Source organism: Spirosoma luteolum (assembly GCF_054778875.1).
In genome coordinates, this window is sequence record NZ_BAAGZE010000003.1 from 720029 (window position 1) to 739942 (window position 19914).

33 protein-coding genes are annotated in these 19914 nt (G+C 52.6%); 2 read left to right on the top strand and 31 right to left on the bottom strand.

Annotated features, from left to right (window positions below):
* Nucleotides 1–14: 14 nt before the first annotated feature.
* The 30 genes from carA to rplC all read right to left on the bottom strand — a co-directional run bounded on the left by carA (nucleotide 15) and on the right by rplC (nucleotide 17003).
* Nucleotides 15–1118, bottom strand: a complete 1104-nt coding sequence (carA, locus tag ACYVAC_RS05605; protein WP_461096623.1) for a glutamine-hydrolyzing carbamoyl-phosphate synthase small subunit — start codon at nucleotides 1116–1118, stop codon at nucleotides 15–17.
* Between the two features lie 94 nt (nucleotides 1119–1212).
* Nucleotides 1213–2001, bottom strand: a complete 789-nt coding sequence (gene rplQ, locus ACYVAC_RS05610; RefSeq protein ID WP_461096624.1) for a 50S ribosomal protein L17 — start codon at nucleotides 1999–2001, stop codon at nucleotides 1213–1215.
* Nucleotides 2002–2078: 77 nt separating this feature from the next.
* Nucleotides 2079–3068: a DNA-directed RNA polymerase subunit alpha gene (locus tag ACYVAC_RS05615; RefSeq protein WP_461096625.1), complete on the bottom strand. Its 990-nt coding sequence runs from the start codon at nucleotides 3066–3068 to the stop codon at nucleotides 2079–2081.
* Nucleotides 3069–3248: 180 nt separating this feature from the next.
* Entirely contained in the window at nucleotides 3249–3854 is a 606-nt protein-coding gene (rpsD, locus tag ACYVAC_RS05620; protein ID WP_461096626.1) for a 30S ribosomal protein S4, read from the bottom strand.
* Between the two features lie 96 nt (nucleotides 3855–3950).
* Nucleotides 3951–4346 (bottom strand): 30S ribosomal protein S11, encoded by a 396-nt coding sequence (gene rpsK, locus ACYVAC_RS05625; RefSeq protein ID WP_093827728.1) that lies wholly within the window; start codon nucleotides 4344–4346, stop codon nucleotides 3951–3953.
* A gap of 107 nt (nucleotides 4347–4453) precedes the next feature.
* Complete coding sequence (gene rpsM / locus ACYVAC_RS05630) at nucleotides 4454–4831, bottom strand: 30S ribosomal protein S13 (protein WP_012930220.1); 378 nt, start codon at nucleotides 4829–4831, stop codon at nucleotides 4454–4456.
* Between the two features lie 2 nt (nucleotides 4832–4833).
* Complete coding sequence (rpmJ, locus tag ACYVAC_RS05635; RefSeq protein ID WP_046577847.1) at nucleotides 4834–4950, bottom strand: 50S ribosomal protein L36; 117 nt, start codon at nucleotides 4948–4950, stop codon at nucleotides 4834–4836.
* A 77-nt stretch (nucleotides 4951–5027) separates the two neighbouring features.
* Nucleotides 5028–5246 (bottom strand): translation initiation factor IF-1, encoded by a 219-nt coding sequence (infA, locus tag ACYVAC_RS05640; protein ID WP_009284801.1) that lies wholly within the window; start codon nucleotides 5244–5246, stop codon nucleotides 5028–5030.
* Nucleotides 5247–5254: 8 nt separating this feature from the next.
* Complete coding sequence (map, locus tag ACYVAC_RS05645; protein WP_461096627.1) at nucleotides 5255–6094, bottom strand: type I methionyl aminopeptidase; 840 nt, start codon at nucleotides 6092–6094, stop codon at nucleotides 5255–5257.
* 7 nt (nucleotides 6095–6101) lie between these two features.
* Complete coding sequence (gene secY, locus ACYVAC_RS05650; protein WP_461096628.1) at nucleotides 6102–7421, bottom strand: preprotein translocase subunit SecY; 1320 nt, start codon at nucleotides 7419–7421, stop codon at nucleotides 6102–6104.
* Between the two features lie 30 nt (nucleotides 7422–7451).
* Nucleotides 7452–7928: a 50S ribosomal protein L15 gene (gene rplO / locus ACYVAC_RS05655; protein ID WP_461096629.1), complete on the bottom strand. Its 477-nt coding sequence runs from the start codon at nucleotides 7926–7928 to the stop codon at nucleotides 7452–7454.
* Between the two features lie 96 nt (nucleotides 7929–8024).
* Nucleotides 8025–8204 carry a 50S ribosomal protein L30 gene (rpmD, locus tag ACYVAC_RS05660; RefSeq protein WP_461096630.1) on the bottom strand — a complete coding sequence of 60 codons (180 nt, stop codon included), beginning with the start codon at nucleotides 8202–8204 and terminating at the stop codon, nucleotides 8025–8027.
* An 18-nt stretch (nucleotides 8205–8222) separates the two neighbouring features.
* Entirely contained in the window at nucleotides 8223–8741 is a 519-nt protein-coding gene (gene rpsE, locus ACYVAC_RS05665) for a 30S ribosomal protein S5 (RefSeq protein WP_077133495.1), read from the bottom strand.
* Between the two features lie 3 nt (nucleotides 8742–8744).
* A complete protein-coding gene (gene rplR / locus ACYVAC_RS05670) occupies nucleotides 8745–9095 on the bottom strand; it encodes a 50S ribosomal protein L18 (protein WP_461096631.1) in 351 nt (116 codons plus the stop codon).
* 102 nt (nucleotides 9096–9197) lie between these two features.
* Nucleotides 9198–9755, bottom strand: coding sequence for a 50S ribosomal protein L6 (gene rplF / locus ACYVAC_RS05675; protein WP_461096632.1), 558 nt, complete (start codon nucleotides 9753–9755; stop codon nucleotides 9198–9200).
* A 13-nt stretch (nucleotides 9756–9768) separates the two neighbouring features.
* A complete protein-coding gene (gene rpsH / locus ACYVAC_RS05680; protein WP_461096633.1) occupies nucleotides 9769–10167 on the bottom strand; it encodes a 30S ribosomal protein S8 in 399 nt (132 codons plus the stop codon).
* A gap of 89 nt (nucleotides 10168–10256) precedes the next feature.
* Nucleotides 10257–10526, bottom strand: a complete 270-nt coding sequence (gene rpsN / locus ACYVAC_RS05685; RefSeq protein ID WP_080238304.1) for a 30S ribosomal protein S14 — start codon at nucleotides 10524–10526, stop codon at nucleotides 10257–10259.
* Between the two features lie 12 nt (nucleotides 10527–10538).
* Nucleotides 10539–11093 carry a 50S ribosomal protein L5 gene (gene rplE / locus ACYVAC_RS05690; protein ID WP_461096634.1) on the bottom strand — a complete coding sequence of 185 codons (555 nt, stop codon included), beginning with the start codon at nucleotides 11091–11093 and terminating at the stop codon, nucleotides 10539–10541.
* A gap of 21 nt (nucleotides 11094–11114) precedes the next feature.
* Nucleotides 11115–11468 (bottom strand): 50S ribosomal protein L24, encoded by a 354-nt coding sequence (rplX, locus tag ACYVAC_RS05695; RefSeq protein ID WP_461096635.1) that lies wholly within the window; start codon nucleotides 11466–11468, stop codon nucleotides 11115–11117.
* A 3-nt stretch (nucleotides 11469–11471) separates the two neighbouring features.
* A complete protein-coding gene (gene rplN, locus ACYVAC_RS05700; RefSeq protein ID WP_018618706.1) occupies nucleotides 11472–11840 on the bottom strand; it encodes a 50S ribosomal protein L14 in 369 nt (122 codons plus the stop codon).
* Between the two features lie 3 nt (nucleotides 11841–11843).
* Complete coding sequence (rpsQ, locus tag ACYVAC_RS05705) at nucleotides 11844–12176, bottom strand: 30S ribosomal protein S17 (protein WP_461096636.1); 333 nt, start codon at nucleotides 12174–12176, stop codon at nucleotides 11844–11846.
* A gap of 12 nt (nucleotides 12177–12188) precedes the next feature.
* Nucleotides 12189–12374: a 50S ribosomal protein L29 gene (gene rpmC / locus ACYVAC_RS05710; RefSeq protein WP_461096637.1), complete on the bottom strand. Its 186-nt coding sequence runs from the start codon at nucleotides 12372–12374 to the stop codon at nucleotides 12189–12191.
* Nucleotides 12375–12395: 21 nt separating this feature from the next.
* Nucleotides 12396–12827, bottom strand: coding sequence for a 50S ribosomal protein L16 (gene rplP, locus ACYVAC_RS05715; RefSeq protein WP_461096638.1), 432 nt, complete (start codon nucleotides 12825–12827; stop codon nucleotides 12396–12398).
* A gap of 92 nt (nucleotides 12828–12919) precedes the next feature.
* Nucleotides 12920–13813 (bottom strand): 30S ribosomal protein S3, encoded by an 894-nt coding sequence (rpsC, locus tag ACYVAC_RS05720; protein ID WP_461096639.1) that lies wholly within the window; start codon nucleotides 13811–13813, stop codon nucleotides 12920–12922.
* A 5-nt stretch (nucleotides 13814–13818) separates the two neighbouring features.
* Nucleotides 13819–14211 (bottom strand): 50S ribosomal protein L22, encoded by a 393-nt coding sequence (rplV, locus tag ACYVAC_RS05725; RefSeq protein WP_461096640.1) that lies wholly within the window; start codon nucleotides 14209–14211, stop codon nucleotides 13819–13821.
* Nucleotides 14212–14314: 103 nt separating this feature from the next.
* Nucleotides 14315–14593, bottom strand: a complete 279-nt coding sequence (gene rpsS, locus ACYVAC_RS05730) for a 30S ribosomal protein S19 (protein WP_461096641.1) — start codon at nucleotides 14591–14593, stop codon at nucleotides 14315–14317.
* A 9-nt stretch (nucleotides 14594–14602) separates the two neighbouring features.
* Nucleotides 14603–15427, bottom strand: coding sequence for a 50S ribosomal protein L2 (gene rplB / locus ACYVAC_RS05735; RefSeq protein WP_461096642.1), 825 nt, complete (start codon nucleotides 15425–15427; stop codon nucleotides 14603–14605).
* 30 nt (nucleotides 15428–15457) lie between these two features.
* A complete protein-coding gene (gene rplW / locus ACYVAC_RS05740) occupies nucleotides 15458–15745 on the bottom strand; it encodes a 50S ribosomal protein L23 (RefSeq protein ID WP_461096643.1) in 288 nt (95 codons plus the stop codon).
* A 4-nt stretch (nucleotides 15746–15749) separates the two neighbouring features.
* On the bottom strand, nucleotides 15750–16379 hold the full coding sequence (rplD, locus tag ACYVAC_RS05745; protein ID WP_461096644.1) for a 50S ribosomal protein L4: 630 nt from the start codon (nucleotides 16377–16379) through the stop codon (nucleotides 15750–15752).
* 3 nt (nucleotides 16380–16382) lie between these two features.
* Complete coding sequence (gene rplC / locus ACYVAC_RS05750) at nucleotides 16383–17003, bottom strand: 50S ribosomal protein L3 (protein WP_461097005.1); 621 nt, start codon at nucleotides 17001–17003, stop codon at nucleotides 16383–16385.
* A 559-nt stretch (nucleotides 17004–17562) separates the two neighbouring features.
* Between rplC and ACYVAC_RS05755 the strand changes: the two genes are divergently transcribed.
* Nucleotides 17563–18321 (top strand): SDR family NAD(P)-dependent oxidoreductase, encoded by a 759-nt coding sequence (locus tag ACYVAC_RS05755; protein ID WP_461096645.1) that lies wholly within the window; start codon nucleotides 17563–17565, stop codon nucleotides 18319–18321.
* On the opposite strand, the gene ybeY is transcribed toward ACYVAC_RS05755, so the two are convergent.
* Nucleotides 18318–18758: an rRNA maturation RNase YbeY gene (gene ybeY / locus ACYVAC_RS05760; protein WP_461096646.1), complete on the bottom strand. Its 441-nt coding sequence runs from the start codon at nucleotides 18756–18758 to the stop codon at nucleotides 18318–18320. The two genes, ACYVAC_RS05755 and ybeY, sit on opposite strands and share 4 nt — an antisense overlap.
* Before the next feature lie 113 nt (nucleotides 18759–18871).
* On the opposite strand from ybeY, the gene ACYVAC_RS05765 reads away from it, so the two are divergent.
* Complete coding sequence (locus ACYVAC_RS05765) at nucleotides 18872–19903, top strand: quinone oxidoreductase family protein (protein ID WP_461096647.1); 1032 nt, start codon at nucleotides 18872–18874, stop codon at nucleotides 19901–19903.
* The last annotated feature ends 11 nt before the right edge of the window (nucleotides 19904–19914 follow it).

Here is a 19914-nt window from a genome sequence, read left to right on the forward strand (position 1 = left end):
CTGCCCCCTTTCGCTTACTCTTGCATTGTTCCCACAAACTGATCAAACAGGTAGTGTGAGTCGTGCGGCCCCGGCGATGATTCGGGGTGATATTGTACCGAGAAAGCCGGTTTATCCTTCCGGCGAATCCCTTCAATCGTATTATCGTTCAGGTTGATGTGCGTCAGCTCGACGTTTGCGTGGTCACGTACTTCTTCGGCCCGCACAGCAAAACCGTGGTTCTGCGAGGTAACCTCACATTTGCCAGTAATCAGGTTTTTCACCGGGTGGTTCAGGCCCCGGTGCCCATTATGCATCTTGTAGGTTGAAATGCCGCTGGCCAGCGACAGAATCTGGTGGCCCAGGCAAATACCAAAAAGCGGCTTCTCGGCATCCAGTGCCTGCTTCACCGTTTCGACGGCATAGGGCATAACTGCCGGATCGCCAGGACCGTTGGCAATAAAGTAGCCATTCGGTTTCCACGCTTCCAGGTCAGCAAAGCTCGTCCGGGCCGGAAATACTTTACAAAACACACCCCGTTCGGTGAAGTTGGTCAGGATGCTACGCTTCACGCCCAGATCTAGTACAGCCACCCGCAGTTTCGACTCAGGATCACCTTCTTCGTAAGCAACCGGCGTACACACCTGCGACGACAGTTCGAGTCCGTCCATATCGGGTACTTCCTGCAACCTGGCCAGCAATACAGCCGGATCCAGAATCTCAGACGAAATGATGCAGTTCATTACCCCTTTTGAGCGAATATAACGCACCAGCTGACGCGTATCTACACCATGGATTCCGACAATATTGGCCCGCTCGAAATAATCCTGCAGCGACCCATCGGCCGTGTAACGCGAATGAATGTTCGAGAAGAAGTTACAAACCATCCCCCGGATCTTTACACTGCCCGACTCCTGTTCGGCATTGTTCAGCACGCCATAGTTTCCGATGTGAGATGTCGTGTTGATAATAACCTGACCGTAGTAGGAAGGGTCGGTGTAAATTTCCTGGTAACCAGTCATACCTGTGTTGAAGCAGATTTCTCCACCGGCGGTTCCGATTTTCCCCAGTGCCAGTCCCCGATAAACGGTTCCGTCCTGTAAAACAAGTAGCGCTTCAGGTTGCTGTGTGTGTTTCATGGAAGATGCGTTGGTCAAAAAGGTTAAAAAAAAGGGCTAACCGATAACCGGCTAACCCATTTTTGTATGACGTGTAGATTGAGTCACTGACTGGCTATTCTTTACCGCCTTTCAAACGATCCTGCAGCTCTTTCAGTTCATCCATCTTACCATCACGGGCCAGAGCCGCCTGTTCGTTCCAGGTGCTGGCATCGTGAACGTTGAAACGGGGACCCGCTTCGGTCAGCACTTGCTGAACCGTTTCGTCCTGTGCGTCGGCCAGTTGAGCAAACGTCGTAATACCGGCGTTGTTCAACAGTTCGGCGATTTTGGGACCGATACCTTCGATAAGCGTCAGGTCATCACCAGCTGCTGTAGCGGCCGGTGCTTCTTCCGTAGCGGCTGGTGCCTCGGCAACAGCAGCAGGCGTTTCAGCGACAGCAGCAGGGGCAGCTTCGGTTGTAGCAGCTTTGCTACCACCCCGGCGGCTCCGGCGCGTTTTGGTCGTAGCCGATGCTTTTTCAGCAGCAGCCGCGATCAGCAGTTCGTTGAAATCGACCAGCTCGATCAGGCAGGTTTCTGCGTTATCGCCCAGCCGGTTGCCCAGCTTGATGATCCGGGTATAACCACCTGGACGATTGGCGATTTTATCAGCTACCGTACCGAACAGTTCTTTTACCGTCTCTTTATCGGTCAGTGCCTGAAACACGACCCGACGGTTTTGGTTGTTATCTTCTTTAGCCCGCGTCAGAATGGGCTCAACGAACTTACGCAGTTCTTTGGCTTTAGCCACGGTCGTCTCGATCCGCTTGTGCAGGATGAGCGACGAAGCCATATTTTGCAGCATCGCTTCGCGGTGCGAATGCGTACGGCTCAGGTGGTTATCTTTTTTACCGTGTCTCATGGTCTTAGTGAGTGGTTTGTAGTTTGTAGCTGGCAGTTCCGGTTGAACGAACTACAAACTACAACTCACAAACTTGCTTAGTCTTCGTCTAATCTGTATTTGGCCACATCCATGCCGAACGTCAGGTTCTTTTCGGCCACCAGTTGCTCAAGTTCCGTCAGCGACTTCTTACCGAAGTTCCGGAACTTCATCATGTCTGAAATCTCCAGCCGTACCAGATCGCCCAGCGTACGTACGTCGGCCGATTTGAGACAGTTGTAGGCACGTACTGACAGATCGAGATCAGCCAGCGACGTTTTCAGCAGTTTGCGCATATGCAGTACCTCTTCATCCACCACGTTTTCTTCTTCGGGCTTGGCCGTTTCGAAAGTCATGGTTTGGTCTGAGAACAGCATAAAGTGCTGAATCAGAATATAGGCAGCGCCTTTTAGTGCCTCTTCCGGGTGAATGGAACCATCGGTTTCGATATCCAGCAACAGGCGCTCATAGTCCGTTTTCTGTTCAACCCGTGTATTCTCAACGCTATACTTCACGTTCTTGATAGGCGTGTAGATAGCATCGATCGGGATGTGACCAAACGGCAGTTCGTTTACGCGTGGTTCATCGGCAGGGACGTAGCCCCGGCCTTTCTCCACAAAAATCTCCATTTCCAGATCCCGGGTATCATCGATGTGGCAGATTTCCAGATCCGGATTCAGCACTTCGAACGAGGGCGAAAACTTCGATATGTCACCAGCCTTCAGAACCGACTGCTTCTTGATGTTGACGGTGATTTTGTTGTCGACCATATCCGAGATCTTTTTGAACCGAACCATTTTTAGGTTCAGGATGATCTCGGTTACGTCTTCAACGACACCCTCGATGGAGGAAAACTCATGCAATACGCCGGGGATTTTCACGCTGGTAATGGCGTATCCCTCCAGCGACGAGAGCAGAATACGCCGAAGCGCATTACCGATCGTTACACCGTATCCTTTTTCAAGGGGTTTGAATTCAAACACCCCGTGAAAGTCGTCGGCTTTCTCCACGACGACTTTGTCGGGCATTTGGAACGCTAAAATTGACATACGTTTCGTATTGTTTACAGCAGTTCTCTGCCTTGCGTGAAGACTGAAATTGCGTTTGCGGTTTTCAGTGCTTCGATTGGTTTTGAGTTACGCAATGGCACCTCACCACCGAAAATAAACCAACTCTGAACCGCAAACTATATAAAGGTGGCAGAACCCGTAGGAGTTCTGCCAGCCTCATTACTTCGAATACAATTCGACGATGGCCTGCTCGTTGAAGTTCTCGGGAATCTGGTCACGCTCAGGATAGCTGATGAACTTACCTGTCATCTCCTGACCGTCCCATTCAACCCAGTTGTAACGCTTGGTATTGCGGGCCGAAAGGCTTGACGCAACAGCTTCCAGCGACTTCGATTTCTCACGAACGCCGATCAGCTGACCAGGTTTGAGCGAGTACGAAGGAATATTAACCACTTCACCATCCACGATAATGTGTTTGTGAGCGACGAGCTGACGGGCAGCCCGGCGCGACGAAGCGATACCCAGTCGGTATACGGTGTTGTCCAGCCGTGCTTCGCATAGTTTCAGCAGGTTCTCACCCGTGATACCTTCCCGAACCTGAGCCCGGTGAAACAGCGCCCGGAACTGACGCTCCAGAATACCGTAGGTGTATTTTACTTTTTGCTTTTCCAGCAGTTGAAGCGCGTATTCGGACTGTTTCCGTTTACGACCACGGCCGTGCATACCCGGTCCGTAGTTCTTTTTTTGAAGCGCCTTGCTCGGACCCATGATGGGCTCACCGAACTTACGCGAGATTCTGGCCTTGGGGCCTGTGTAACGTGCCATTCGTTAGCGGAATGAATAAGTGTGAAACATCGGACAGACACAACCTAATGTCGCCTGTCCTTATTCATGGAATCTGCTGGCAAACCAGCAGTAACATTAGACGCGACGGCGTTTCGGCGGCCGGCATCCGTTGTGGGGCAGTGGGGTAATGTCACGAATCGTGGTTACCTCGATACCCGAATTCTGAATGGTACGGATCGCTGACTCGCGACCTGATCCAGGGCCTTTTACAAACACTTCTGCTTTCCGCATACCCAGGTCGTGGGCAACGGCTGCACAGTTCGAAGCAGCCGTTTGAGCTGCATACGGTGTGTTTTTCTTCGAGCCACGGAAGCCCATTTTACCAGCAGAAGCCCAGGAAATAACCTGGCCATTCATGTTAGTGATCGAGATGATAATGTTGTTGAACGTAGCCCGGATATGAACCTGACCAACGGGTTCAACCACTACCACCCGTTTTTTCGCTTTGTCTTTGCGTTTCGCTTGTGCCATTGTTAGTAGGTAATCGTCAAGAGGCTATCGGTTGGTATTACTTGCAGCGAGCGCCAGACGGCAGTTGCCACGTCAAATACGCCATATAGCCATGAGCGACCGATTAATTATTTCGTTACTTTCTTCTTGTTGGCAACAGTCTTGCGCTTGCCTTTCCGGGTACGCGAGTTGTTTTTGGTGTGCTGACCACGGACAGGCAGACCTTTCCGGTGGCGCAGACCCCGGTAGCAACCGATGTCCATCAGACGTTTAATGCTCAACTGTACTTCCGAACGAAGCTGACCTTCAACCTTGTACTCATTCGAGATTGCATTACGCACGGCGCTTGCTTCTTCGTCTGACCACTCACTGGCTTTCTTGTCAACACTGATACCAGCGTCCGTCAGAATTTTCTTTGCCCGGCTACGGCCAATGCCGAAGATGTAGGTCAGCGCGATTTCACCACGCTTCTTGTCCGGAATATCAACACCTGCAATACGTGCCATGCTTAGCCTTGTCTTTGTTTGTAACGGGGATTCTTTTTGTTGATCACGTACAGTTTCCCTTTCCGACGGATCACGACGCAGTCTTCGCTGCGTTTCTTGATTGACGCTTTAACTTTCATGATTCTACAGTTTTCGGCTCATTGTCTACGGTAAACGGTGGTACGAGTACACACCGAAAACTGTAAACCGTAAACCCTTATTTGTACCGGTACACAATACGCGCCTTACTCAGATCGTAAGGCGACATTTCCAGCTTTACGCGGTCTCCGGGCAGGATCTTGATGTAGTTCATCCGCATCTTGCCGGAGATGTGAGCAATTACTTCATGCTTGTTAGCCAGTTCGACCCGGAACATCGCATTCGATAATGCCTCTAAAATCACACCGTCCTGTTCAATTGAATTCTGTTTTGCCATGTTTGCTTTTAGGCTGCCAGCAGTTCCTGAGTTTCTACCATGAGACTCGTGTTGGCCGTCACCGCTTCAATGTAATCGAAGGTGGTTAGTATCTCCGCTTTCCCTTTCCTGACCGCTACCGTATGCTCAAAGTGGGCCGACGGTTTTCGGTCGATTGTCCGGATTGTCCAGCCGTCACGTTCCTGCACAATGCCCTTTTTGCCGAAGTTGATCATGGGCTCAATAGCCAGAATCATACCTTCCTGCAACTTGGGTCCCTGCCCCCGTTTACCGTAATTAGGTACTTCGGGAGCTTCGTGCAGGTTTTCACCGACCCCGTGTCCAACCAGCTCGCGCACAACCGAGTAGCCGAATTTTTCCGCGTAGGTTTGAATGGCGTAACCAATATCGCCTACCCGGTTGCCTTCTACTGCTTTCTCTATACCGATGTACAGCGATTCTTTGGTTCGGCTCAACAACCGACGTACGGCTGGTGCAACAGCGCCTACGGGGTACGTGTACGCGCTATCACTGTGAAACCCGTTTAGTTTGACACCACAGTCGATGGAAATAATATCGCCATCACGCAGCTCATACCGACTTGGGAATCCGTGCACAACGACGTCGTTTACGGAGATACAGAGGGAAGCCGGAAACTGATTGTAACCAAGGAATGAAGGAGAGCCACCATTATCCTTGATGAACGTTTCGGCAACCCGATCAAGTTCCTTCGTTGTAATGCCGGGCCGAATAAGCTTTGCTACTTCGGCATGCGCCTTACCCAGGAGTTGGGCGCTGATCTTGATCAGATCGATTTCTTCATCGCTTCTGACATAGATCACCTTTTCTTTCTTATCCGAACCAGCCATAAATCAATCAGGCAATTGCAGCCGTTTCATTAGCACGACCCTGAACACGGCCTGACTTCATCAGCCCTTCGTACCGGCGCATCAGCAGGTAGCTTTCAACCTGTTGCAGCGTGTCTAGTACAACACCGACCATGATCAACAGCGACGTTCCGCCAAAGAACTGGGCAAAACCATTGGTCATCCCAAGCAAGTTGGCAATGGCCGGCAGGATCGCCACAATTGCCAGCATAACAGCGCCGGGTAATGTGATTCGGTCAAGTACGGTTCCGATGTAGTCAGATGTCTGAATGCCGGGCTTAACACCAGGAATAAAGCCACCACTCCGCTTCATATCGTCGGCAATCTGTGTCGGGTTAACCGAGATAGCCGTGTAGAAGAACGTAAACACGATAATAAGCAAAGCAAACAGGATGTTGTATTGCCACGACGTGTAGGTGCTGAACGCATTCTGAACGCCGGCGGCAAAATCACTTTTGTCGGCGAAGAGTTGGGCAACATAACCCGGAATAAACATCAGTGCCTGAGCAAAGATGATTGGCATGACGCCAGCGGCATTCAGCTTCAGTGGCAGATACTGCCGCTGGCCGCCTACAACCTTATTGCCGATAACCTGTTTGGCGTACTGAATTGGAATCCGACGCACAGCCTGTGTCAGTACGACAGCACCCATGATTACGAAATACAGTGCTACCATTTCCAGTACGAAAATGAGCAGCCCCGATGTACCGCGCGACTGTTGTTCACCGATGATGGCGCCCGGAAGCCGGGATACGATACCAATCATGATGATCATCGAGATACCGTTACCAATGCCTTTATCTGTAATCCGCTCACCAAGCCACATACAGAAAATGGTGCCCGAGGTAAGAATAAAGAGCGATGATACTGTAAACAGCCCGCGATCAATGTAAAGCGCTTCGGCCGGAATGGTTGTCCGAATATACGTGAGTGCCTGTACAGCCGTAACGCCGATCGTCAGCACCCGCGTAATCTGATTCAACCGTTTACGACCGGTTTCGCCTTCTTTCTGCATTTTCTGGAAGTAAGGCAGTGCCAGCGTCAGCAGCTGAATGGCGATCGATGCCGAGATATACGGCATGATACCCAGTGCAAAGATTGACGCTTTGCTAAAAGCGCCCCCCAGAAAGGTGTCGAGCAGGCCAAGTAACCCCTGTGGGTTCAGATTCAGCTTGCTTGGATCAACACCCGGCAGCACAATGGCCGAACCGAGTCGAAACGCTGTGATAAACAACAGCGTGTTGAGGATTCGACTCCGCAACTCGTCAATTGCAAAAATATTCTTAAACGTGGTGATGAGTCGGTTCATAAGATAGGTCGGCCAATGCCGTGCTCACAACTAGTTCGCTGCTTCCTCTTTCGATTCGTTAACAGGGACGATGGCTTTGCCACCTGCTTTTTCGATAGCTTCTTTGGCGCTGCTCGAGAAAGCGTGGGCGTGAATTTCGACAGCCGATGTCAGTTCGCCACGGCTCAGAATTTTCACGCGGTCTTTCTTGGCCACCAAGCCATGCTGGAGCAGAAACTCCATATCGATAACCGTTGCATTGGTAGCATCCACCAGCGACTGGATTGAATCCAGGTTGAGGGGTTTGTACTCGACGCGGTTGATGTTTTTAAAGCCGAACTTCGGTACACGACGCTGAAGAGGCATCTGACCACCTTCGAAGTGCAGTTTACGGCTGTAACCTGAGCGCGACTGCGCTCCTTTGTGACCACGGGTAGACGTACCGCCCATCCCCGAGCCTTGCCCGCGTCCGACTCGCTTGCGCTCTCTGACGGAACCTTTTGCCGGTCTAAGGTTGCTTAGATTCATTGGAATTGTTTTATAAAAAGTGATTCTTTTAGCTCCCAGAACAGCCAGAACCTATCGGTCCGGCTGCGTGGGAAACCAAAAGAATCGCAAAGATACTTAAATTTCTTCAACCTTCACCAGGTGCCCAACCTTCGTTAGGGCGCCTTTCAGCGAGTCGTTGTATTCGCGCTCTACGCTGCGGTTGATTTTGCCCAAGCCTAACGACTTGATTGCGTTTTTCTGTGTCTGCGGCCGTTTGATCGTGCTCGTGACCTGCGTGATGCGTACTCGTGCCATGTCTGTTGCTCTTTTCAATTAACCGTTGAACACTTTGGCAACGCTGATCTGACGCTGGAATGCTACCTGGTGGGGCAGACGCATTTTCAGCAGTGCATCCAGCGTAGCTTTTACTACGTTGTGGGGGTTCGACGAACCTTTCGATTTCGCCAGAATGTCGTGCACACCGGCCGACTCCAGCACGGCGCGCATAGCACCACCGGCAATCAGACCCGTACCCGGAGCGGCTGGCTTCAGCAGAACAAAGCCACCGCTGAATTTACCTTCCATCTCGTGGGGAACCGTACGCTTCAGGAGCGGAATCTGCACCAGATTTTTCTTGGCATCTTCAACCCCTTTGGCAATAGCGTCCGTCACTTCATTGGCTTTGCCCAACCCATAACCGACAACACCGTTACCGTCACCGACAACGACGATAGCCGAAAAACTGAATCGACGACCACCTTTTACCACCTTCGCTACGCGGTTGATGGCCACCACCTTTTCTTTCAGGTCGGCTTCGTTATATTTTGTAGGTCTTGCTGCGTTCGTATTCATCGCTTAGAACTTAAGGCCTCCCTCGCGGGCTGCATCGGCCAGTGCTTTTACTTTACCGTGGTACAAGTAGCCATTGCGATCGAACACGACAGCGTCGATGCTCTTGGCAAGTGCTTTTTCTGCCAGCCGCTGGCCGACTTTCTTCGCCGTTTCGACGGTGTTGCCTTCTACTTCACTTTTCAGTTCAACCGAAGAGGCAGACGCCAGCGTTACACCGGCTACGTCGTCGATGAGTTGGGCGTAGATTGCTTTGTTAGAGCGAAAAACAGACAGCCGTGGCCGTTCAGCCGTACCCGATACTTTTGCCCGGATACCGAACTTGATACGCTGTCTTCTTGAATGTTTCGTTGCCATGTTATTTGATTCCGACCAAATAGGCGTTTAAAAGATAGGTTTGGTTTCCAGCATACGATTTCCAGCCTGCCAGCGCATAATCTGGAAACCGTATGCCAAAAACTATTTCTTCGACGAAGATTTACCAGCTTTCCGACGAACTTCTTCGCCAACGAACCGGATACCTTTGCCTTTGTAGGGCTCGACTTTGCGCAGCGACCGAATTTTGGCAGCTACATCGCCCAGGAGTTGTTTGTCTGACCCTTCCAGGTATACTTTGGGGTTCTGACCTTTTTCGGTTACGGCCGTAACTTTGATTTCGTCAGGTACTGCTACGTAAACGTTGTGCGAGTAACCGAGCTGAAGTTCAAGTACGTTGTTGGCTACCGATGCTTTGTAACCTACCCCGATGATTTCGAGGTTCAGTTTAAAGCCTTCGCTAACACCGGTTACCATGTTATTCACCAGCGCACGGTACAGACCGTGCATCGCCTTATGGCGTTTCTGCTCCGTAGGGCGCGTTACCTGGATAACACCGTCTTCGACTGCTACCGAAATGTCGCGGTCAATCGGTTGGGTCAGCGTGCCTTTAGGCCCTTTCACCGTTACCACGTTCTGGTCGTCAATCGACAACGTAACGTTGGTGGGGAGGGAGATGGGTTTCTTACCTATACGTGACATCGTTCAGTTCGGTTTAATATACGTAACACAATACCTCACCGCCGACGTTCAGCGTCTTGGCTTCCTTGTCGGTCATTACCCCTTTGGAAGTCGAGATGATCGCTACACCCAGCCCGTTGAAAATGCGGGGCAGGTTATCGGCACCGCGATACTGGCGCAGGCCGGGACGGCTGATCCGCTGCAGGTCTACAATAGCCGACTGCTTGGTGGTCGGGTTGTATTTGAGCGCGATCTTGATACTGCCTTGGGGGGTGCTGTCGTCGAACTTGTAGTTCTGGATGTACCCTTTGTCGTACAATACCTTGGTAATTTCTTTCTTTATGTTGGAAGCAGGGATTTCTACAACCCGGTGCTTGGCCCGGATAGCGTTTCTGACGCGTGTCAGAAAGTCTGCTATTGGATCTGTATTCATTCTGAGCGTTGCGTTACTTGCAAACCCCTGTTTCCAAGAAAGTTCGCAAAATTACGGAAACTGAATTACAAATTGAAATGGACTGGAAACTACCAGCTTGACTTGGTTACGCCAGGAATTTTACCCGCTGATGCCATTTCACGGAACGTTACCCGCGAAATACCAAACTTGCGCATATAACCCCGGGGGCGTCCCGTCAGCTTGCAGCGATTGTGCAGGCGAACAGGCGATGCATTTTTGGGCAGTTTGTCCAGACCGATATAGTCACCAGCAGCCTTCAGGGCAGCCCGCTTGGCTGCGTATTTGGCTACCATTGCTTCACGTTTCCGCTCCCGCGCTTTGATTGATTCTTTTGCCATGTCGGTTGGTTATTATTTGCCGCTCTTGGCGAACGGCATACCCATTGCTTTCAACAATTCGTAGCTCTCGGTATCGGTGTTGGCAGTCGTCACAAACGTGATGTCCATACCCGAGATCCGAGCTACTTTATCGATGCTAATTTCGGGGAAGATGATTTGCTCCTGCACGCCGAAGGTGTAGTTGCCACGACCATCAAATCCTTTATCGCTGATGCCTTTGAAGTCACGAACGCGGGGCAGTGACACTGTCGTCAGCCGGTCCAGGAATTCGTACATCTTTTCACCGCGCAGGGTCACTTTCGCACCGATGGGCATTTTCTCCCGCAGTTTGAAGTTCGAAACGGCCTTTTTCGACAGCGTCGGAACAGCTTTCTGGCCAGTGATCGTCGTGAGCTCCTCTACACCTACGTCGACAAGTTTCTTGTCGGCTACGGCGGCTCCAATGCCCTTGTTGATGACAATCTTGCTCAGACGCGGCACTTGCATTACCGACTTGTACTGAAACTTGTCTTTCAACTGCGGGACGACTTCGCTCAAATATTTTTCTTTAAGTCTTGGCGTTGCCATATTCTTAGACCTGTCTTAGAGTTATTTGCCGTCAGGGATGAAATTGCCCGTCTTCTTCGAGAAGCGCTGCATTTTACCCTTGTCGTTTGCCTTGCGGCCGGTGCGGGTGGGTTCGCCGGTGGCGGGGTCAACCAGCATCAGGTTACTGATGTGGACTGAACCTTCCGTTTTTTCCAGGCTACCCTGCGGGTTCGAGGCCGTTGGTTTCATGTGTTTGGTGATCATGGCGACGCCCTCTACCCGAGCACGATCTTTTTCCACGATTACTTCCTTCACGACGCCACGCTGACCTTTCGAGTTTCCACCAATGACGACGACGGTGTCGCCTTTCTTGATGTGGAATTTATGTTTCGGAAGCGTTACTTTCTTCTCCATGTCTTACAGTACCTCCGGGGCTAGCGATACGATCTTCATAAACTGTTTCTCGCGCAGTTCGCGGGCAACGGGTCCGAAAATACGGGTGCCACGCGGCTCATCGTTGTTGTTGAGCAGAACGGCTGCGTTGTCTTCAAAGCGGATGTACGATCCGTCTTTCCGGCGTACTTCTTTCTTTGTGCGAACAACAACGGCTTTCGAAACCGTTCCCTTTTTCATGCTGCTGGACGAGAGGGCTTGTTTCACCGTCACGACAATCTTGTCACCGACTGATGCATACCGTTTGCCCGTACCGCCCAGGACGCGGATAACCAGCACTTCCTTCGCGCCACTGTTATCGGCTACGCCTAATCTTGATTCTTGCTGTACCATGGCTTACTTCGCTTTTTCGATGATTTCGACTAAACGCCAACGCTTGTTCTTGCTCAACGGGCGGGTTTCCATCACGCGAACCGTGTCGCCAATGCCGCACTCGTTTTTCTCGTCGTGTACCGTCAGTTTCTTCGTCTTGTTCTGAAACTTACCGTAGAGCGGGTGTTTCACTTTCCGCTCAATAGCAACGGTGATCGTCTTCTGCATTTTATTGCTCGTCACCCGACCGATCCGTTCCTTGCGGGCATTCCGCTCGGCGGCTGCAGCGCCCGTTGCGGGGGTGCTAACCGGAGCAGTTGCCTGAGGCTGTTCTGCTGATGCTTGTTGCTCTTCCATCGTCGTGTCTTATTAGGATTTAGCTGTCAGTTCCGTGTGCAGACGAGCAATCCGTTTGCGGCTCTCGCTAATGCGCATGGGGTTCTCGATTGGCGATACCGCATGAGCGAACTTCAGTTTCAGCAGGCGGTCCTGTTCGGCACTGATTTCGGTGCGCAGGGCTTCTGCCGACAATCCTTTCAAATCTTCTTTTTTCATCTTGTTCGTCGCTTAGGGATTCTATTCCTCGCCTTGCTCCTGGTAATCGCGCCGGACAACAAATTTCGTCCGAACTGGCAGTTTCTGGGCGGCAAGCCGGAGGGCTTCCATACCCGTTGCCAGATCAACACCCGTCGCTTCGAACATAATCGTGCCGGGTTTTACGACGGCTACCCAGTATTCGGGTGAACCTTTACCTTTACCCATCCGTACTTCGGCTGGCTTTTTCGTGATCGGCTTATCTGGGAAAATACGAATCCAGACTTGACCTTCCCGCTTCATAGCCCGCGTTACCGAAATACGGGCAGCTTCAATCTGGCGAGCGGTAATCCGGCCCGGCTCCAGCGACTTGATGCCGAAGGTACCGAAGGCTATTTCGTGGCCGCGCGATGCAATACCGGGAATCCGGCCTTTGTGCATCTTGCGGAATTTGGTTCTTTTTGGCTGTAACATAGCTCTGTTATCCGTTTGGCGTTTGGCGTGTTAAAGTTGGGCGGGCGGCATCAACCGGCCACGCCCTGACCTCGAATCCCAAACGTGTCAGTTTATCGTCTTGGTCCTGCGCCACCGCCACGGTTGCCGCCCTGGCCACCGCCACGATTGCCGCCCTGGCCACCTCCCCGGTTGCCACCCTGGCCACCGCCACGGTTACCACCCCGGTCGTTGGCACCACGCTCACCACGGCCCCGACCACCCCGATCGTTACCATCGCGGTCGCCACGTGGGCCACGACGGTCACCGCGGTCGTTTGCACCGGCAGCCCGTTCGCCGGCCTGCGCCTGGCTCATCATGGCTGCTGGCGACAGGTCGCGCTTGCCGTATACTTCGCCTTTGAAAATCCACACCTTGATGCCGATTTTACCATAGACGGTTTGTGCTTCCGAGATCGCGTAGTCGATATCAGCACGCAGCGTATGGAGGGGAACCCGTCCTTCTTTGTACTGCTCCGAGCGGGCAATTTCAGCACCACCCAGACGACCCGATACTTTCACTTTGATACCTTGTGCACCAACCCGCATGGCCGACTGAATTGCCTGCTTCATAGCCCGGCGGAACGAAATCCGCGCCTGCAGCTGCTGAGCAATGGCTTCGCCAACCAGTTTGGCATCGATTTCAGGCCGTTTGATCTCGAAGATGTTGATCTGGACATCTTTGCCCGTGATCTTTTTCAACTCTTCTTTAATCTTATCAACTTCGCCACCACCTTTACCAATGACGATACCTGGACGGGCCGTGTGAATGGTCAGGGTTACACGCTTCAGTGTACGCTCGATAACCACTCGGGCGATAGCGCCTTTGGGGATACGGGCAGCGATGTATTTCCGGATCTTTTCGTCTTCAACGAGTTTCTCCGAAAACTCCTTACCACCGTACCAGCTCGATTCCCAGCCCCGAACAATACCAAGTCGCAGGCCAACTGGATTAATTTTTTGTCCCATTTCTCTTATTGTTCGTTTTCAGGGGTTGTTACTTCGGCTGGTGCCAGCGCAGCCTGAGCAGCACTGTCGACCACGATCGTGATGTGATTCGACCGTTTCCGAATCCGGTGGCCACGACCCTGGGGGGCCGGACGAAGCCGTTTCAGCATTGGACCGCCATCAACGAAAATCGTTTTGACGAAAAGATCGGCGTCTTCGATACGCTCGTTCTCGTTTTTCTGTTGCCAGTTGGCGACAGCCGACAGCAGAACTTTCTGCAATACGGCGGCACCCGCCTGTGGCTGGTATTTCAGGAGACCCAATGCCCGGCTAACCCGCTGACCACGAATCAGGTCGGCGATCAGCCGCATCTTACGGGGCGACGTGGGCACATCTCTAAGTCTTGCTACTGCTTCCATTTTGGAATTGTGAGTTGTAAAGTCGTATGGTTTCAGCGTTGTAGAGTTTGTTGTGCGAAAGCCAACAGCTGACCTTACAACGCGCTACCCTTACAACTTCAGTTTATCGTTTGCCCTTGTCTTTCTTAGCCGTGTGGCCCCGGAAGTTGCGCGTCGGCGAGAACTCACCGAGTTTGTGGCCTACCATGTTTTCCGTGACATAAACCGGGATGAACTTGTTGCCGTTGTGTACAGCGAACGTGTGGCCTACGAAATCAGGCGAAATCATCGACCGACGTGACCAGGTTTTGATGACCGATTTACGACCCGATTCATTCTGTACCTGGACTTTGTTGTCCAGGCGAAAATCAATATATGGGCCTTTTTTTAGTGAACGTGCCATGTCTGTCTGTTACTTTTTGCGTCGGCTAATAATCATGCTTTCAGAAGCCTTATTCTTGTTACGGGTCTTCTGACCTTTGGCAAACTGGCCATTGCGCGAACGGGGGTGACCACCGGATGCCCGGCCTTCACCACCACCCATCGGGTGATCGACAGGGTTCATTACAACGGCACGAACGCGGGGACGACGGCCCAGCCAGCGGTTCCGGCCAGCTTTACCCATCACAACGTTCATGTGGTCGGGGTTCGATACCGAACCAACCGTTGCCATGCAGGCGCTCAGTACCCGACGCGTTTCGCCCGAAGGCATCCGCAGAATGGCGTACTTGTCTTCACGACCTACCAGCTGCGCGTACGTACCAGCCGAACGGGCCATCGAACCACCTTTACCAGGTACCAGCTCGATGTTGTGAACGATCGTACCGATTGGCATGAATACCAGTGGCAGTGCGTTGCCAACGTCGGGCGTCGAGCCTTCACCCGACTGGATCGTTTGCCCTACCGTGATACCCTGGGGGGCGATGATGTAGCGCTTTTCACCGTCGGCGTATTGTACCAGTGAGATACGGGCCGAACGGTTGGGATCGTATTCTACAGTCAAAACTTCGGCGGGTTGGCCGACTTTATCGCGCTTGAAGTCAATAATGCGGTAGTGCCGCTTATGACCTCCACCAATGTAGCGCATAGTGCGGTGGCCTTCGTTGTTCCGGCCACCGGTTCTCTTCAGGGGCTCCAGCAGGCTTTTTTCCGGCTTGGAGGTGGTTATTTCCGCAAAGTCGGGTGCTACGCGAAAGCGCGTACCCGGCGTTATTGGTCTTAGTTTTTTAACTCCCATGACTGATTAATTGGTAGGGCAATGCCCGGTTTACAGGTCAGCGTAAATATCGATTACTTCGCCTTCTGCCACCGTGACGATTGCTTTCTTGGTGGTTGGGGTCTTACCCGTTACGACGCGTCCGTTGATGTTTTTGCTCCGGTTTTTACCGTAGACACGCATCGTATGCACCGATGCTACATTGACGCCATACATTTTCTCGATGGCTTTGCCGATTTCGAGTTTGTTGGCTTTAAGTTCGACCTCAAAAGCATACTTCCCCTGCTTGTTCAGGCCCGTCATCTTTTCAGTGACGATTGGTCGTTTCAGTACGTTCATGATATTAGCGGTCGAACAGCGTTTGGATGGTTGACAGCGCTTCTTCGCTGATCAGCAGTTGGTCGGCATTCATCAGATCGTACGTGTTGACCTGCGATGCGGTGGTAACCTTTGCCTTTTGTACGTTCCGGCTCGACAGTACCACGTTGGTGTTTACGTCGGGCAGAATGAGCAGCGTTTTGCGGCCGGTCAGTTTCAGATCGCTCAGAAACTGGATGTAATCTTTCGTGCGGGGTGCTTCGAGCGTGATCGAATCAATTACCGAAATCTTGTCAGCCTGTGCTTTCACGGCGAGAGCCGATTTGCGGGCCAGCGATTTCACTTTCTTGTTCAGCTTGAAGCTATAATCGCGGGGACGGGGGCCGAAGATTGTACCACCACCAACGAATACGGGCGATTTGGCACTACCGGCGCGGGCACCACCCGTTCCTTTTTGCTTCTTCAGTTTGCGGGTCGAGTGGGCATTTTCAGCGCGCTCTTTCGCTTTGTGGGTACCCTGACGCTGGTTGGCCAGGTATTGTTTCACGTCGAGATAAATCGCGTGCTGGTTCGGCTCAATACCGAAAACCTCTTCCGGCAGCGTGACCTTTTTGCCTGTGTCGACGCCCTTGCTGTTATATACGATTACGTCCATGGCCTATTTCTCGATGATAACGTATGAATTTTTGGCTCCTGGAATCGAACCACTTACAACGAGCAGGTTCTGCTCAGCCATCACCCGCAATACGCGCAGGTTTTGCACTTTCACGCGGTTACCGCCCATCCGGCCGGCCATGCGCAGCCCCTTGAATACCCGCGATGGGAAGGAACAGGCACCGATCGAACCTGGGTGACGACCCCGGTTGTGCTGGCCGTGCGTTTGACCGCCGACCCCACCGAATCCGTGACGTTTCACAACGCCCTGGAAGCCACGCCCTTTGGCCGTGCCAACAACGTCAACGAAGTCCCCTTCGCCAAACACGTCAGCGGCCGTCAGCGTATCGCCCAGGTTAAACGCCTGCTCGAATTCTTTGAACTCGACGAGTTTGCGCTTGGGCGTGGTACCAGCTTTTTTGAAGTGGCCCATTTCCGGCTTGTTGGTGTGCTTTTCTTTTTTCTCGCCGAAACCCAGCTGCACAGCCGCGTAGCCGTCTTTCTCGACGCTACGAACTTGGGTTACGACACAGGGACCCGTCTCAATCACTGTACATGCCAGAGCCTGCCCGTCCGCATTGTACACGCTGGTCATCCCGATTTTCTTGCCAATTAAACCAGACATTTGTGTTTGTTTAAAGTAAGCAGGTGAAAAATAGGTACTCATTTTCCGCATCGGACCCTCCGAATTGGGCCGCAAAGGTAGGCATTCTATAAGACGAATCCTATATCTGCTTAGCAATCAGGGCATCAAAGACACAAAAAAAGGTCGGATGCGCTGCACCTGACCCTCAATACCGATTAGGCTACCCGTACAGGAGCCTTACCGTATAAAAGTCAGGTGTGGTTTCTACCCGATCCTATATAGACCGCAGCGGACCTTCACCCTCGTATGTCATCTCACTCGTGGGTACGAGTTTGGGAGTGCAAAAGTAGGAAATTGCCGTGAGACCTGAAAATTAATTTCAGATTTAGTTTGGAAAATATCGGCTGCGTTCAGGAGAGAATCGACTTGATAAGCGCTTCTCCCCCGCCACGCCCCCGGGCAAGCGCGCCTTTTCTGTTGCCTGGTTCAGGTAGCCACTTGATCTGTCGGTACTTGGGCGACACAAATAGATAGGTACGGTCAGCCCATTCTTCGCTCTTTTCGGTATGTTTGCGCCATAACCGTATGCACGCATACTATGGCGAATTTTCAGAATAAAATAGTGTTTGTTACCGGGGCGGGTTCGGGCATAGGACGCGCAACGGCTCTTCTATTTGCTCAGGACGGGGCCGCCGTAGTCGTCGCCGATATTGACCCCGCTGGCGGCCAGGAAACGGTCGGCCTTATTCAGGCGTTTACCGATCGGGCTTTCTTTGTTGCCTGTGATGTTGCTCAGCCAGCACAGCTCGAAGCAGCCATACAGCAAACCGTTGCACAGTTCGGCCGACTCGACATAGCCATCAACAACGCTGGTGTCGGTGGTGCTTATGGAAAACTCCTCGACCAGTCGGCCCAGGACTACGAACAGGTGATGGCAATCAACGTGGGCAGTATCTTCTACGGGATGCAGTACCAGATCAGGCAGATGCTTACGCAGGGCGGGGGCTGTATCGTTAATGTTTCGAGTATCGCCGGGGTAAAGGGAATGCCGATGGGCGCTCCCTATAGTGCCTCCAAACATGCGGTCATCGGGCTGACCAAAACGGCCGCACTCGAATATGCCCGGCAGGGCATTCGGGTTAATGCGATCTGCCCCGTGTATACCTACTCGGCCATGGTCAATGAACTGATTCAGCAGGCGCCGGGGATGGAAGATCGCATGCGTCGGATGATTCCGATGGGCCGATTGGGGCAACCTGATGAAATTGCCCAGGCTATTGGCTGGCTCTGCGCCGAGGAAAACTCGTTCTATACAGGACAGGCCCTGCAGCTCGACGGTGGGTTCACAGCCGGCTAACCCTTATCGGTGGCATTAGTCGTAGGAAACTGCGCCATCCATTCTTCTTCTTTCCGACGCATGGCAGCTGCCTCTTCATCGGTCTTGTCGCCATAACCGCACAGGTGTAACAACCCATGAGCCAGTACCCGACGCATTTCCTGCTGAGCAGATACGCCAAGTTGGGCGGCATTGTCGGCTACGCGTTCGACGCTGATAAAGATATCGCCTTCCAGCTTGTCTTCTGCTTCGCGCTGATCGAACGTGATGATATCGGTATAATAATCGTGTTGCAGGTAATCGCGGTTAACCTGCAGCACATACTCATCCGAGCAGAAAATGTAATTGAGTTCGCCTACTCGATAGCCTTCCTGCCCGGTTTGTTGGGTCAGCCATAGGCGGGTGGCTTGTTTACCAGGCAGTTTGTAGTCGACGTCTTCGTTGAAAAACCGGATCATCAGCGTATGCGGTAAGTAGGGCCGGGGAGAATGCGCATTCGGTATTTATTAATGCCGTTGCGACAAAGTCTCCACCCGACCGAAATAAATTAATCAATGCGCAAAGATACCCTATGAAAGCTATTCTACTTCGGGAAACGCATCAGCCTGTCAGCCTGATCGATGCGCCTAAACCTACGCCGGGTGCTGGCGACGTCTTGGTCCGGCTGGAAGCGGCTGCCCTCAACCACCGCGATGTATTCGTACAGCAGGGTCTTTATCCGGGCATGAAACTGCCGGTTATTCTGGGCTCCGATGGGGCGGGTACCGTCGAAGCCATAGGAGCCGATGTCGATTCCATCGCGGTTGGCGATGCCGTGCTTATCAACTGCTCGCAGTACTGGGGCGATAACCCCCGCTTTTATGGGCCCGATTTCCGGATTCTGGGTATGCCCGACAACGGTACGTTCGCTGAGTATGTAGCCGTACCAGCGCGGTATATCGCTCACCGCCCTGCGCATCTCACGGCTGAGCAGGCTGCGGCCCTGCCGCTGGCCGGACTGACGGCCTGGCGCGCCCTGATGACCCGGGCCGGGCTACGGCCCCATACCGGCGAGCGGGTATTGGTTACCGGTATCGGCGGAGGAGCCGCTTTATTTGCGCTACAATTTGCGGTAGCGGCCGGGGCTGAGGTCTGGGTAACGTCGGGCTCTGATGATAAACTGGCTAATGCCCGCCGTATGGGCGCAACCGGGGGCGTCAATTACCGACAGACTGACTGGCTTAAACAACTTATGACCGAAACGGGTGGGGGCCGGGCCGGCTATTTCGATGTAATTATCGACAGCGCCGGTGGACCAGGCTTTGCCAGACTAATTGATGCGGCCGCGCCGGGCGGGCGCATCGCTTTCTTTGGCGGCACTACCGGTATGATCACCGACATAGCTCCCCCCAAAGTATTCTTCAAGCAACTCGATATTACCGGCTCGACGATGGGTACCGAGCAGGAATTTGCCGATATGCTGGCGTTTGTAGAGACGCACAAACTTGTGCCGGTTGTCGATTCGGTGCTGCCGCTGGCCGATGCGGAACAGGCATTACGCCGAATGGACGGCGGAAAACAGTTTGGCAAGATTATTCTAAAAATAACTGACCAACCGGAATAGCCACAGATTGT